Consider the following 12,371-nt stretch of genomic DNA (forward strand, 5'->3'; position numbering starts at 1 on the left):
CTCTAAAAGCGGCCCGATCGACTCACGTCGGTCGGGCCGCTTCGCTTTCGCTTTTCACTCTTCGCTTTGCGCCGTTCCGCGCTTCCTTTACAGCCTGTCAGGCATACGGCGTGCGACTCTGCGTTCACTCGACCAAAAAGGGAGGATGAACCATGAATCGCAAGATCGTATCCGTGCTGTTCGCTGCAACGATGATCGCCACGACCGGCGCTGCCGAGGCAAAGGGATGTATGAAGGGCGCGGCTGTCGGCGGCGTGGCGGGCCATGTGGCCGGCAAGCACGGCACGGCCGGCGCGGTCGGCGGCTGCGCCATCGGCCATCACGAAGCGAACAAGAAAGACAAGCAGGCGGCGAACGCCGCTAATGGCGCGAGCGCGTCGAAGGCGGACTGAGCGGGGGCGCGCATCGCCGCTGACGCGAGAAGCACTTCACGCGTCCATGCGGCTGAGATCCGGCGATGCGCGCCAGCGCGGATTCGTTGCAAAAGCGCTGCGGATAAAATGTCCGCGCCCGGCGCTTTTGCCCGCGACACCGTTCGCGCCCGCGCCGCGGCCCTGATCGACTCATCATCCGAGCCCATGACCGCGCCTATCCATCCCACGCAGCACTTCGCCTCCGACAACTACGCCGGCATCTGCCCCGAGGCGCTCGCCGCGCTCGTCGAGGCGAACACGAGCGGCCACGAGCCCGCTTACGGCGACGATTCCTGGACCGCACGCGTCTGCGACCGCATCCGCGATCTCTTTCAGACCGATTGCGAAGTGTTCTTCGTCTTCAACGGCACGGCGGCCAATTCGCTCGCGCTCGCGTCGCTGTGCCAGTCGTATCACTCGGTCATCTGCCACGAACTCGCGCATATCGAAACCGACGAGTGCGGCGGCCCCGAATTTTTTTCCGGCGGCTCGAAACTCCTGACCGCGAAGGGCGAGAACGGCAAGCTCACGCCCGACGCCATCGAGGAACTGGTCACGAAGCGCGCCGATATCCACTATCCGAAGCCCAAGGTCGTCGCGCTCACGCAGGCAACGGAAGTGGGCACCGTCTACACGGTCGAGGAAGTGCGCGCGATCGCGGCCATCGCGAAGCGTCGTCATCTGAAAGTGCATATGGACGGCGCGCGCTTTGCCAATGCCGTCGCGACGCTCGGCGTGCATCCGTCGGAAATCACGTGGCGCGCGGGCGTGGATGTGCTGTGCTTCGGCGGCACGAAGAACGGCCTGCCGGTGGGCGAGGCCGTCGTCTTCTTCGACAAGGCGCTCGCGACCGACTTCGCGTATCGGCTGAAGCAGGCCGGGCAGCTCGCCTCGAAGATGCGCTTCATCTCCGCGCCGTGGCTCGGCCTGCTCGACGGCGATGTATGGCTGCGCAACGCGCGCCATTCGAACGCGATGGCTCAACTGATGGCCGCGCGTCTCGCGGACATTCCCGGCGTCAACGTGCTCTTCAAACCCGAGGCCAACGCGGTGTTCGCGGAATTGCCCGCGCACGTCAGCGCGGCGCTGCGCGCGCGTGGCTGGAAGTTCTATCAGTTCATCGGCTCGGGCGGCTGCCGGCTGATGTGCGCGTGGGACACGCAGCAGGAAACCGTCGAGCGCTTCACCGACGAAGTGCGCGCGCTCGCCGCCGCGCAGTGAGGCGCGGCGCGCGGCAGACCGGATTGACACGTTCGCCGCGCGCCTCCAACATGGCCGCACGCCCACGACCGCCACTTACTGACCCCCACCGCTCATGGCCTTCATCTTCTATCTGACGCATATCCATCTCGGCTACGACTCGCTCGCGATGCTTCCCGGCGAATGCGCGCGCATCGGCATGAAACGGCCGCTCGTCATCACGGACAAGGGCGTGGCGGCGGCGGGGCTGGCGGCGCGCGTGGCCGAAAGCGCGAAGCTCGGCGCGCTCTCCGTATTCGACGATACGCCGTCGAATCCGACCGAGGCGATGGTCATGCAGGCCGCCGCGCAATACCGGCGCGAGGGCTGCGACGGCCTGATCGCGGTGGGCGGCGGCTCGTCGATCGATCTCGCGAAGGGCGTCGCTATCACGGCCACGCATGACGAGCCGCTCACGGCCTACGCGACCATCGAAGGCGGCAGCGGCAAGATCACCGAGCGCGCCGCGCCGCTGATCGCGGTGCCGACGACATCGGGCACGGGCAGCGAAGTCGCGCGCGGCGCGATCATCATCCTGAACGACGGGCGCAAGCTCGGCTTTCACTCGTGGCATCTGCTGCCGAAATCCGCCATTTGCGATCCCGCGCTCACGCTCGGCCTGCCGCCCGGACTCACGGCGGCGACCGGCATGGACGCGATCGCGCATTGCATCGAAACGTTCCTCGCGCCCGCGTTCAATCCGCCCGCGGACGGCATCGCGCTCGATGGGCTGGAACGCGCGTGGGCCAACATCGAACGCGCGACGCATGACGGTCAGGACCGCGATGCGCGCCTGAACATGATGTCCGCATCGATGCAGGGCGCGATGGCGTTCCAGAAGGGTCTCGGCTGCGTGCATTCGCTGTCGCATCCGCTCGGCGGTCTCGCGGTGAACGGGCGCACGTCGCTGCATCACGGCACGCTCAACGCGGTCGTGCTGCCCGCCGTGCTGCGCTTCAACGAAAGCGCGCCGACGGTCGTGGCCGAACGGCGCTTCGAGCGCATGCGCCGCGTGATGAATCTCGCGAAAGACGCCGATGTCGCGCAGGCCGTCCACGACATGACCGAGCGCCTCGGCCTGCCGACGCGTCTATCGCAGATGGGCGTCGACGAAAGCATGTTCGACAAGGTGGTGAAGGGCGCGCTCGCGGACCATTGCCACAAGACGAATCCGCGCGAGGCGAGCGCGGAGGACTATCGCCGCATGCTGGCCGAATCGCTCTGAACCATGACGAAGCCGGGCCGCACCACGCGCGGGGATTATCCGCACTTTCTGCCGATTAGCACGCGCTGGTCGGACAACGACGTCTACGGGCACATCAACAACGTCGTCTATTACAGCTACTTCGATACGGTCGTGAACGAGTATCTGCTGCGCGCGGGCGTGCTCGATTTCAGCGAAGGCGAAACGATCGGGCTCGTCGTCGAGACGCGCTGCAACTTCTTCGCGTCGCTCATGTTTCCGGAGCGCATCGACGCGGGCTTGCGCGTCGAGCGGCTCGGCAATACGAGCGTGCGCTACGAAGTGGCGATCTTCGCGGAAGGCTCGGACGATGCCGCCGCGCAAGGGCATTTCGTGCATGTCTACGTGGATCGCGTGACGCGCAGGCCGGTGCCGTTGCCCGCGCCGCTCGTGGCTGCACTGAAGCCGCTCGTCAACGCTTGAGGGTTTCGTCTTGCTTCAGTGGTTCACTGTCGGCCTGCTCAATGGCGTAAGCGTCGGGCTGCTGCTTTTCATGCTTTGCGCGGGACTCACGCTGATCTTCTCGATGCTCGGCGTGCTCAACTTCGCGCACGCGAGCTTCTACATGCTCGGCGCTTACGTGGCGCAGGCGCTCGCCGTGCGCGCCGGATTCTGGATCGCGCTCGTTGCCGCGCCGCTCGCCGTCGGCGCAATCGGTGCGATGTTCGAGCGATGGCTCCTGCGCCGCGTGCATCCGCGCGGCGCGCTCGCCGAACTGCTCCTGACTTTCGGCGCGGCAATGGTGATCGGCGAGACCGTGAAACTCGTCTGGGGCCTGAGTCCTATGCCGGCGGCGATTCCGCCCATACTCGACGGCCCGCTTTTCACGCTGTACGGCGCCGCGTTTCCGCGCTACCGCGTCTTCATGATGACGCTTTCGGTCGCGATGCTCGGCGCGCTCTTCTTGGGGCTGCGCATATCGAGGACGGGGCTCGTGGTGCGCGCGGCGCTCACGCATGCCGCGACGGTCGAGACGCTCGGCCACGATGTCCCGCGCGTCTTCACGATGGTCTTCGCGGCGGGCGCGGCGCTCGCCGCACTCGCGGGCGTCATCGGTGCGCCGCTTGCCGTCGTCGAGCCGGCGATGGCCGACGCGATGGGGCCGATCGTCTTCGTCGTGGTCGTGATCGGCGGAATCGGCTCGCTCGCGGGCGCGCTCGCGGCGTCGCTCTTGATCGGCTGCGTGCAGACCTTCGCGGTGGCATCGACGGCCTCCGCGGGCAGCATCGCGGCAACGCTCGGCATTCGCCTGCCCGATGCGTGGAGCGCACTCACGCTCGCGCAACTCGCGCCCGTGCTGCCGTATGTGCTGCTCGTCGCGATGCTGGCGATCCGTCCGCGCGGACTTCTCGGCGAGCGCGTTCGCGATGCGTAAGTGCATGGCACTCTGCGCCGCGCTCGCGCTGCCGGCGTTCTTCGCCGGCCAGTCGTGGCTGCTCGCGTACTTCGCGCAGACGGCGACGCTCATCGTCTTCGCGCTCTCGTATAACCTGCTGCTCGGCGAGACGGGCCTGCTCTCGTTCGGACACGCGGTCTACGCGGGCCTGGGCGCGTTCGCCGCCGCACATGCGTTCAACGCGCTCGGCGTGCCCTTGCCGCTCTTGCCTCTCGTCGGCGCGGTCGCGGCGGCGTTCGTCGCGATGTTCGTCGGCGCGATTTCGACGCAACGCGCCGGCACGTCCTTCGCGATGATCACGCTCGGTATCGGCGAACTCGTCGCGGCGAGCGTGTGGCTCGTGCCCGGCTGGTTCGGCGGCGAGGGCGGCGTGACCATCGACCGTGCGGGCGGACCGCACTTTTTCGCGTGGACCTTCGGGCCGTTGCGCGAGGCGTATGCGCTGATCGCGTGCTGGTGCGCGGTGTCGTCGCTCGCGATGGTCGCGTTCTCGCGCACGCCGATGTGCCGCCTCGCCAACGCGGTGCGCGACAACCCGGCGCGCGCGGCGGCGATCGGCTTCGCGCCGCGACGCGTGCGCTTCGCGATGCTCGTCGTGTCGGCGTTCTTCGCGGGCATCGCGGGCGTGCTGTCGCTGATCAACGTCGAACTGGTGTCGGCGGAGAGCGTCGGACTCGCGCGTTCGACGAGCGCGCTCGTCGCGGCGGTGATCGGCGGCACGGGATCGTTCTTCGGCCCGGTGATCGGCGCGGTGCTGCTGACGTTCATGAGCGTCGCGGTGGCGAGTGTGTCCGCCGCGTGGCCGATGTATCTCGGGCTTTTCTTCATGTGGGTGGTGGCCGCTTCGCCGGATGGCGTCGCGGGTCTCTTTGCGGGTATTTCCATGCGGAATTGGCGCGCGCTCGCGCTGCGCCTCGCGAGCGCGGTGGCGTGGGGCATGGCGGTCGTGCTCGCCGTCGAAACGCTGTACGCGCGCCACGCCGATACAGGCACGCTGCCGCGCGGCGCGGGCTGGGCCGCCGTGCCGTGCGCGCTCTTTGCGCTCTGGCTGCATCGAAGGAACGCGCGATGAACGCGGCGCTCGAATGTCGCGGCGTCGCAAAGCGCTTCGGCGCGACGAAGGTTTTGCGCGGCGTCGACTTGCGCATCGGCGAAGGTGAACGGCACGCGCTGATCGGACCGAACGGCGCGGGCAAATCGACGCTCTTCGATCTCATCTCGGGACGGATTCGCCCGGACGAGGGACGCATTCTCGCGCGCGGCGCCGACATCACCGGAAGGCCGCCGCATCGCGTGAGCCGCGCGCTCGCGCGCAGTTTCCAGACGACGAGCGTGTTCGGCAATCTGAGCGTGCTCGACAACCTGCGCTGCGCGGTGCTGGGCGCGCGCGCGTCGCGCCTGCGCGATCGCTGGTTCGCGTCGCGCGTCATCGAGGATAAGGCACGCGCCATGCTCGATGCCATCGGCCTTCACGCCCGCGCCGACGAGCCCGCCGCGCGCCTCGCGTATGCGGAGCAGCGCGCGCTCGATCTGGGCATCGCGCTCGCCACCGATGCGCCGCTCATCCTGCTCGACGAACCGACCGCCGGCATGAATCGCGCGGAAGCCGCGCACGCGCTCGCGTTGATCCGTGCGACGACGCAAGGGCGCGCGCTTCTCATCATCGAGCACGATATGGACGCCGTCTTCGCGCTTGCGGATCGCGTGTCGGTGCTGGTGCGCGGGCGCGTGATCGCATCGGATGAACCGGACGCCGTTCGCCGCAATCGCGACGTGCAGCAAGCGTATCTCGGAGTCGCGCCATGAGCGCGCTCTTGCGCATCGAAGGTTTGCGCGCGTGGTACGGCGCGGCGCAAGTGCTGCACGGCGTGAATCTGTCGATAGGCGAGGGCGAAGCAGTGGCGCTCGTCGGCCGCAATGGATCGGGACGCTCCACGCTTGGCAAGTCGATCATGGGCCTCGTCCGATGCGCGGGCGACATGCGCTATCGCGGCGTGCAGCTCGTCGGGCTGCGCGCGTTTCGCATCGCGCGGCTCGGCATCGGCTATGTACCCGAGACGCGCGACGTCTTCCCGACGCTCACCGTGCGCGAGAACCTGTTGCTTGGCATGCGCAAAGGCGCGCGCTTCGCACTCGACGATGCGTATGGCGTCTTTCCATCGTTACTGGAACGCTCGGCGGTGAAGGCGGGCGCACTGTCGGGCGGCGAGCAGCAGATGCTCGCGCTCGCGCGCACGTTGATGGGCGATCCCGCGTTCATCGTCATCGACGAACCGGGCGAAGGACTGGCGCCGCAAGTCGTCGCGCAAGTGGCGGCGTGTCTCGCGACGCTGCGGGAACGCGGCGTGGCGATGCTGCTCATCGAGGAGCGCATGACGATCGCGCGAGCATTGAATGCGCGCATCGCGGTGATGGGTCACGGCGCGGTGCGCTTCGATGGCTCGCTGGAAGAACTCGCGCGCCGCGACGACGTGGCGCGCGAGTGGCTCGGCGTCGGATAGCAGATCGGATCAGCCTTTGCTGTCTCTCTCCACGATCCATTCGTGCTTCGGGTCGTTCCTGAAGTGCCACGTCCGCTTGTTGCCCGCCATCACGTTGAGATAGTAGTTGTCGTAGCCATAAGGCACGACGACCGGGTGATACCCGCGCGGCACCATCACGACATCGCGGTCTTCCACGGCCATCGTTTCGTCGAGATCGCGCTCATCAGTATAGACACGCTGAAACGCAAAGCCTTGCGGCGGATTCAGCCGATGATAGTACGTCTCTTCGAGCGCGCTTTCAGATGGTACGTCATCCTTATCATGTTTATGCGGGGGATAACTCGACGCATGACCGCCCGGCGTTCTCACCTCGACGACGAGCAGCGATTCCGCCGGCTCCGTCTGCGGAAGAATGTCGCATACGTAACGCGTATTCGCATGCTTGCCGCGTGTCGCGCGCTTCATCTGCGAAGGCTCGATCAAACGCGGCGGATAACGCCCGGTTGCCGGCGCGCTCGCCACGCCGATCTCGGCTTCGCGCTCGGCGCGCACGATTGCCGCGAGCTTCGGCGGGACGTAGACCGCATACGGCGCGGCATCTTCGAACACACTGTCGCGCGAACCGATGGATTGCCAATGCTCGTCGCCCGCCTCGACGCTCACGGTGCCTGTCAGCACGACGATGCAGCTTTCGCGATCCGCGTCGTAGACGTGCACGACATCGCCCGCATCGAGCCGATACGCCGCGAACCCCACATGCTTCCATCCCGCCGAATCCGGCGTTACGCGCGCGATCGTCTGGCCTTCGCGCGATGCTTTCACTAGCAAGCTCATGCGGCCTCCTTGTGCGTTGCGTCGACGAGCGCGCGCAGCGTGCGATAGCCTTTGTCGGCATACGCACGGCTCGGCGCGATCACCGGGTCCTGTTCCGCTTCGACCACGAGCCAGCCGCGATAATCATGTTCGGCGAGGCACGCGACGATGCCGGGATAATCCACCGCGCCATCTCCCGGCACGGTGAACGCACCGTTGATGACGGCATCGAGAAAGCTCCAGTTGCGGTTGCGCGCGAGCTTCACGATCTCGGGGCGCACGTCCTTGCAATGAACGTGGCACACGCGCGCGATATGCCTTCGCAGCACGCTTTCCGCATCGCCGCCGGCAAACGTGATGTGTCCCGCATCGAAGAGCAGGCCGACGGCATCGCTCGTCAGCGCCATCAGGCGATCCACGTCCGCAGGCGTTTCCACATACGCGCCCATGTGATGATGATAGGCGACGCGCACGCCGTGCGTGAGCGTATATTCCGCGAAACGGTTCAGGCGCTCGGCATAGCGCGACCATTGCGCATCGGAGAAGAAGCGCGGCCGCTGATACAGCGGGCGCGGCGCGCCCTGAATGGAATCGGCGACTTCGCCATAGACCATCACCGCCGCGCCGTTCTGCGCGAGCAGATCGAGATGCGGGCCGACCGCTTCGATCTCTTCTTCGGCGCTGCGTTGCGCGAGCCTGCCCGAGTACCAGCCCGACACGAGCGCGAGATCGTATTGTGCAAGCAACGCCTTGAGCGCCTGCGGCTCGCGCGGAAACTTGTTGCCGAGTTCGAAGCCTTCATAGCCGATCTCCTTGCCTTCGGTGAGCGCGACCGACAAGGGCGTCTCGCCGCCAAGCGATGGAAGATCGTCGTTCATCCACGACAAAGGGTTGATTCCGATGCGCGCTTGCAGGGGCATGGTGTCTTGTCCTCGTTTCGCTATCCTAAGCATCGTTGCCTGTTCGCGCTTTCAACGCACGTTCGTATTCGGCGCGCGCGGACATCACCGCATCGCGGTCGGATACTTCGGGCACCGCGACTTCCCACCACCATCCGCCTTCGTCCGTCGTGCGCGCGGGATCGGTGTCGATCGAGATCAGATAGCTGCGCTCGGCGGCCCGCGCGCGCTTCATCGCGGCCTGCAATTCTCCGATGTTCGATGCATGTTCGGCGAGCGCGCCCATCGAACGCGCGTGCATCGCGAAGTCGATGCGAGGCCCGCCTTCCAGCAGATTGTTGAACGGCGCGCCGCCGCAGGCCTGCTGCAGGCGATTGATGCATCCATAGCCGCGATTGTCGAGCAACACGACGATGAGCTTCGCACCGAGCATCACGGATGTCGCGAGTTCGCTGTTCATCATCAGATAGCTGCCGTCGCCCACGATGACGATCACTTCGCGATCCGGCCGCGCGAGCTTCACGCCGAGTCCGCCCGCGATCTCGTAGCCCATGCACGAATAGCCGTATTCGACGTGATAGCCGCCCGGCCCGCCCGTGCGCCAGAGCTTCTGCAAGTCGGCGGGCAGCGTGCCCGCCGCGCATACCACGATGTCTTCCGCAGGCGATGCATCGTGCGAGCGCTGCACCGCGCCGATCACATCGGCTTCGCGCGGCAACTGTGAGTCTTCGACCGGCGTGTTCGTCACATGCGCGACGGTCTCGCGCCAGTCGTTCGCGAGACGATGCGCGCGCGTGGTCCATTGCGGCGACGCGCGCCAGTCGCCGAGCGCATGCGATAGCGCATCGAGCGCGAGACGCGCATCGGCTTCGATCGCCGTCGCGTTCTGCTTGATCGCATCGAACGGATTCGCGTTGATGGCGATGAGCCGCGCGTGGCGAAAGAGCGTGTTGGAACCGGTCGTGAAGTCCTGCAGGCGCGTGCCGACCGCAAGCACGCAATCGCTTGCATGCGCGAGTTCGTTCGCCGACGACGATCCGGTCACGCCGATGCCGCCCACGTTCAACGCGTCGTCCCATGCGAGCGCGCCCTTGCCGGCCTGCGTTTCCGCAACGGGCACGCCATGCTTGTGCGCGAACGCGCGCAACGCATCGGCGGCGAGGCCATACAGCACGCCGCCGCCCGATACGATCAACGGCTCGCGCGATTCGCGCAGCATCGCGGCGGCGCGTTCGATTTCGCTATGCAGCGCGGCGCTCGCGTGGAACTCGACGGCACGCGGCTCGAAGAACGAAGCGGGGTAATCGTAGGCCATCGCCTGAACGTCTTGCGGCAGCGCGAGCGTGACCGGGCCGCAGAGCGCGGCATCGGTCAGGACGCGTATCGCGCGCGGCAATGCGGTCAGCAACTGCGCGGGATGCACGATGCGATCGAAGTAACGCGACACGGCCTTCAACGCATCGTTCGCGGATGCGCCGCCATCGTGCGTATCCTCGACTTGCTGAAGCACCGGATCAGGCGCGCGCGAAACGAAAATGTCGCCGGGCAACAAGAGCACCGGCAAGCGGTTCACATGCGCGAGCGCGGCGGCCGTCACGAGGTTCGTCGCGCCGGGTCCGATGGACGTCGTCACCGCCATCATGCGGCGCCGCATGTGCGCCTTGGCGAAAGCGATCGCGGCATGCGCCATCGCCTGCTCGTTATGCGCGCGGTAAGTGGACAATTGCTCGCGATGCCGATACAGCGCCTCCCCCATGCCCGCGACGTTGCCATGCCCGAAGATCGCGAACACGCCGCCGAAAAGCGGCTCGCCGTTCTGTGTGCGCAGTGCCGCGAGATAACGCACGAGCGCTTGCGCGGCGGTCAGTCTGATCGTTCCGCTCGCGGCATTCATGCGGCTTGCTCCTGCGTTACGTGAAGGACGTTGGAATCGAGCGCGCTCGCGCGCGCATCGCGCCATGCGGCGATCAGGGTCTCGAAGGTGCGCCGCACGCGCGCGATGAGTTCGTCGTCGCCGATCTCGCCCGCGAGCCATGCATGGCTCGGCTCATGAAAGATCGTGCGCCCGACCGTGAAGCCCTTGCATGTCTTCGACGATGCGGCCGCCCTGAAGCCGTCGCGCAGTTGATCGACGTTCGCCGACAGCCCGAGCAGCACCACGCCGCGGCAATACGGATCGCGTTCGGCAAGCAAGGCATCGATGGCTTGCCATTGCGTCGCGCTCATCGGTTCGAGCTTCCACCACTCGGGGTATAACTGAAGGTTATAGAGGCGCTTGATCGCGCGATACACCGTGTCGTCGTGAACGGGCGGCCCGTTCTTCGGAACGATCACTTCGAGCAGCAGTTCGTGCCCGCTTGCCTGCACCGCGTCGTAAAGCGCGCGCAATTGCGCTTCCTGTTCGAGCCGCAATTCATGCGGATGGTCCGGGTGATAGTGCACGAGGCACTTCACGATATGCTCGCGCGGCCATTCGATCAGCGTCGTGCCGATCGAGCGGCCACGATCGAACACGAGCGGCATCGAGCCGGGCAATTCCACCGGCCTGCCGATCCACCATGCACGCTTCGACGCGCGATTGAGCGCGTCCTGTCCATAGCGGTCGTCGATCAGAACGCCGATGCGCCCGGCAAGCCCGAGCGCTTCCTCGGTCTGTGCGACTGCATCGACGAACAGGTTCTTCAGCGTCGAAATGCGCGCCTCGCTTGCGCCTGTCTGCTGCGCGAGTTCGAAGAACTGATTGCGATGATCGAACGCGAAGCCGAGCACTTCATCCCATTGCTTGCGCGGCGGGCTCACGCGATGCAGGCGCGCGAGCGTCGCGTCGAGATCGGGACGGCACATGCGTGCAGCATCCTCGTTCGCGGCGGCGAGAAAGTAGTCGAGTTCGGCTTGCGTCGGCATTGCGGGCGCGCAGCCGTGTCGCGAAACGACGAGCGCGCCGCACGCATTCGCCGCGCGCGCGCAGGCTTCGAGCGGTTCGTCGCGCAGCCATCCGGAGAGAAAGCCCGACGCGAACGCATCGCCTGCGCCGAGCACGTTCAACACTTCGACTTCGACGCCGCCGTGAACGGGCGCATCGTCGATGGATGCAGGCACCGCGCCTTCGATGATCGAGCAGCCGAGCGGCCCGCGCTTGACGACGAGCGTCGCGCTCGTAACGGCACGCACCATCGTCAGTGCATCGATCAGACGGTCCTTGCCGCCCGCGATGCGAAACTCCTCTTCCGTGCCGATGACGAGATCCATCAACGGCAAGATGCGCTGCAAATGCGCGGTCACGCCTTCGTTGGCAACGAAGCGCGTCTCGCCGTCGGCCTTGCCGGTCAGCCCCCACAGCACGGGCCGATAGTCGATGTCGAGAATCGTGCGCACGTGATTGCGCCGCGCATATTCGAGCGCGCGCCGGCTCGTGCGGTTCACCTGTTCGGTCGAGAAGTGGGTGCCGGTAATGAGCAGCGCCTTCGATGACGCGATATACGCCTCGTCGAAATCGCTTTCATCGACGGCCATATCCGCGCAGTTCTCGCGATAGAAGACGAGCGGAAACGTATCGCGGTCTTCTATGCCGAGCAGCACGAGCGCGGTCAGCCGTTCATGATCGATGCGAACGTGGCCGATGTCGCAGCCTTCGCGCTGCAGCGTCTCGGTGAGAAAGCGCCCCATGTGATCGTTGCCGACGCGCGCGAGCATCGACGACTTCAGTCCGAGCCGCGCGCAGCCGAACGCGATATTCGCCGACGAGCCGCCGAGATACTTTGCAAACGTCGATACGTCTTCGAGGCGCGCGCCGATCTGCTGCGCATACAGATCGACGGCGAGCCGGCCGAGGCAGATGATGTCGCGTTCTCGATCGGCGGCAAAACGGGAATTCATTGGCATGGT

At 66.2% G+C, this 12,371-nt stretch carries 12 protein-coding genes; 8 read left to right on the forward strand and 4 right to left on the reverse strand.

Translation table 11 applies throughout. From position 1 onward, the window contains the following. Positions 1 to 152: 152 nt before the first annotated feature. The 8 genes from LDZ27_RS05175 (at position 153) to LDZ27_RS05210 (ending at position 6,792) form a co-directional block, all read left to right on the forward strand. Positions 153 to 392: a hypothetical protein gene (locus LDZ27_RS05175; RefSeq protein WP_244815637.1), complete on the forward strand. Its 240-nt coding sequence runs from the start codon at positions 153 to 155 to the stop codon at positions 390 to 392. Positions 393 to 578: 186 nt separating this feature from the next. After that, positions 579 to 1,634: a low specificity L-threonine aldolase gene (locus LDZ27_RS05180; protein WP_244815638.1), complete on the forward strand. Its 1,056-nt coding sequence runs from the start codon at positions 579 to 581 to the stop codon at positions 1,632 to 1,634. 94 nt (positions 1,635 to 1,728) lie between these two features. After that, positions 1,729 to 2,877, forward strand: coding sequence for an iron-containing alcohol dehydrogenase (locus tag LDZ27_RS05185; protein ID WP_244815639.1), 1,149 nt, complete (start codon positions 1,729 to 1,731; stop codon positions 2,875 to 2,877). A gap of 3 nt (positions 2,878 to 2,880) precedes the next feature. Further along, entirely contained in the window at positions 2,881 to 3,318 is a 438-nt protein-coding gene (locus tag LDZ27_RS05190) for a thioesterase family protein (RefSeq protein ID WP_244815640.1), read from the forward strand. Between the two features lie 70 nt (positions 3,319 to 3,388). Then, a complete protein-coding gene (locus LDZ27_RS05195; RefSeq protein ID WP_244816044.1) occupies positions 3,389 to 4,270 on the forward strand; it encodes a branched-chain amino acid ABC transporter permease in 882 nt (293 codons plus the stop codon). 4 nt (positions 4,271 to 4,274) lie between these two features. Next, positions 4,275 to 5,363 (forward strand): branched-chain amino acid ABC transporter permease, encoded by a 1,089-nt coding sequence (locus LDZ27_RS05200; RefSeq protein WP_370653370.1) that lies wholly within the window; start codon positions 4,275 to 4,277, stop codon positions 5,361 to 5,363. After that, on the forward strand, positions 5,360 to 6,097 hold the full coding sequence (locus LDZ27_RS05205) for an ABC transporter ATP-binding protein (protein ID WP_244815642.1): 738 nt from the start codon (positions 5,360 to 5,362) through the stop codon (positions 6,095 to 6,097). The genes LDZ27_RS05200 and LDZ27_RS05205 overlap by 4 nt, the downstream gene beginning before the upstream one ends. Next, on the forward strand, positions 6,094 to 6,792 hold the full coding sequence (locus LDZ27_RS05210; protein ID WP_244815643.1) for an ABC transporter ATP-binding protein: 699 nt from the start codon (positions 6,094 to 6,096) through the stop codon (positions 6,790 to 6,792). Before LDZ27_RS05205 ends, LDZ27_RS05210 begins: the two co-directional genes overlap by 4 nt. Before the next feature lie 9 nt (positions 6,793 to 6,801). Here LDZ27_RS05210 and iolB read toward each other — a convergent pair whose 3' ends face one another. Genes iolB through iolC form a run of 4 tightly spaced genes read right to left on the reverse strand, consistent with a single transcriptional unit; the run spans position 6,802 to position 12,368 of the window. Beyond that, positions 6,802 to 7,608, reverse strand: a complete 807-nt coding sequence (gene iolB, locus LDZ27_RS05215) for a 5-deoxy-glucuronate isomerase (protein WP_244815644.1) — start codon at positions 7,606 to 7,608, stop codon at positions 6,802 to 6,804. Further along, on the reverse strand, positions 7,605 to 8,507 hold the full coding sequence (gene iolE / locus LDZ27_RS05220) for a myo-inosose-2 dehydratase (protein WP_244815645.1): 903 nt from the start codon (positions 8,505 to 8,507) through the stop codon (positions 7,605 to 7,607). The genes iolB and iolE overlap by 4 nt, the downstream gene beginning before the upstream one ends. A gap of 25 nt (positions 8,508 to 8,532) precedes the next feature. Beyond that, complete coding sequence (iolD, locus tag LDZ27_RS05225; RefSeq protein WP_244815646.1) at positions 8,533 to 10,380, reverse strand: 3D-(3,5/4)-trihydroxycyclohexane-1,2-dione acylhydrolase (decyclizing); 1,848 nt, start codon at positions 10,378 to 10,380, stop codon at positions 8,533 to 8,535. Next, positions 10,377 to 12,368: a 5-dehydro-2-deoxygluconokinase gene (gene iolC, locus LDZ27_RS05230; protein ID WP_244815647.1), complete on the reverse strand. Its 1,992-nt coding sequence runs from the start codon at positions 12,366 to 12,368 to the stop codon at positions 10,377 to 10,379. The genes iolD and iolC overlap by 4 nt, the downstream gene beginning before the upstream one ends. Positions 12,369 to 12,371 lie beyond the last annotated feature (3 nt).

Source organism: Caballeronia sp. Lep1P3 (genome assembly GCF_022879595.1).
In the GTDB taxonomy this organism is placed as follows: Bacteria; Pseudomonadota; Gammaproteobacteria; order Burkholderiales; family Burkholderiaceae; genus Caballeronia.

Bases quoted from the DNA above. Each gene is read 5' to 3' on its own strand.
- LDZ27_RS05175 (WP_244815637.1), top strand. From the start codon at position 153: ATGAATCGCAAGATCGTATCCGTGCTGTTCGCTGCAACGATGATCGCC.
- LDZ27_RS05180 (WP_244815638.1), top strand. From the start codon at position 579: ATGACCGCGCCTATCCATCCCACGCAGCACTTCGCCTCCGACAACTAC.
- LDZ27_RS05185 (WP_244815639.1), top strand. From the start codon at position 1,729: ATGGCCTTCATCTTCTATCTGACGCATATCCATCTCGGCTACGACTCG.
- LDZ27_RS05190 (WP_244815640.1), top strand. From the start codon at position 2,881: ATGACGAAGCCGGGCCGCACCACGCGCGGGGATTATCCGCACTTTCTG.
- LDZ27_RS05195 (WP_244816044.1), top strand. From the start codon at position 3,389: ATGCTTTGCGCGGGACTCACGCTGATCTTCTCGATGCTCGGCGTGCTC.
- LDZ27_RS05200 (WP_370653370.1), top strand. From the start codon at position 4,275: ATGGCACTCTGCGCCGCGCTCGCGCTGCCGGCGTTCTTCGCCGGCCAG.
- LDZ27_RS05205 (WP_244815642.1), top strand. From the start codon at position 5,360: ATGAACGCGGCGCTCGAATGTCGCGGCGTCGCAAAGCGCTTCGGCGCG.
- LDZ27_RS05210 (WP_244815643.1), top strand. From the start codon at position 6,094: ATGAGCGCGCTCTTGCGCATCGAAGGTTTGCGCGCGTGGTACGGCGCG.
- iolB (WP_244815644.1), bottom strand. From the start codon at position 7,608: ATGAGCTTGCTAGTGAAAGCATCGCGCGAAGGCCAGACGATCGCGCGC.
- iolE (WP_244815645.1), bottom strand. From the start codon at position 8,507: ATGCCCCTGCAAGCGCGCATCGGAATCAACCCTTTGTCGTGGATGAAC.
- iolD (WP_244815646.1), bottom strand. From the start codon at position 10,380: ATGAATGCCGCGAGCGGAACGATCAGACTGACCGCCGCGCAAGCGCTC.
- iolC (WP_244815647.1), bottom strand. From the start codon at position 12,368: ATGCCAATGAATTCCCGTTTTGCCGCCGATCGAGAACGCGACATCATC.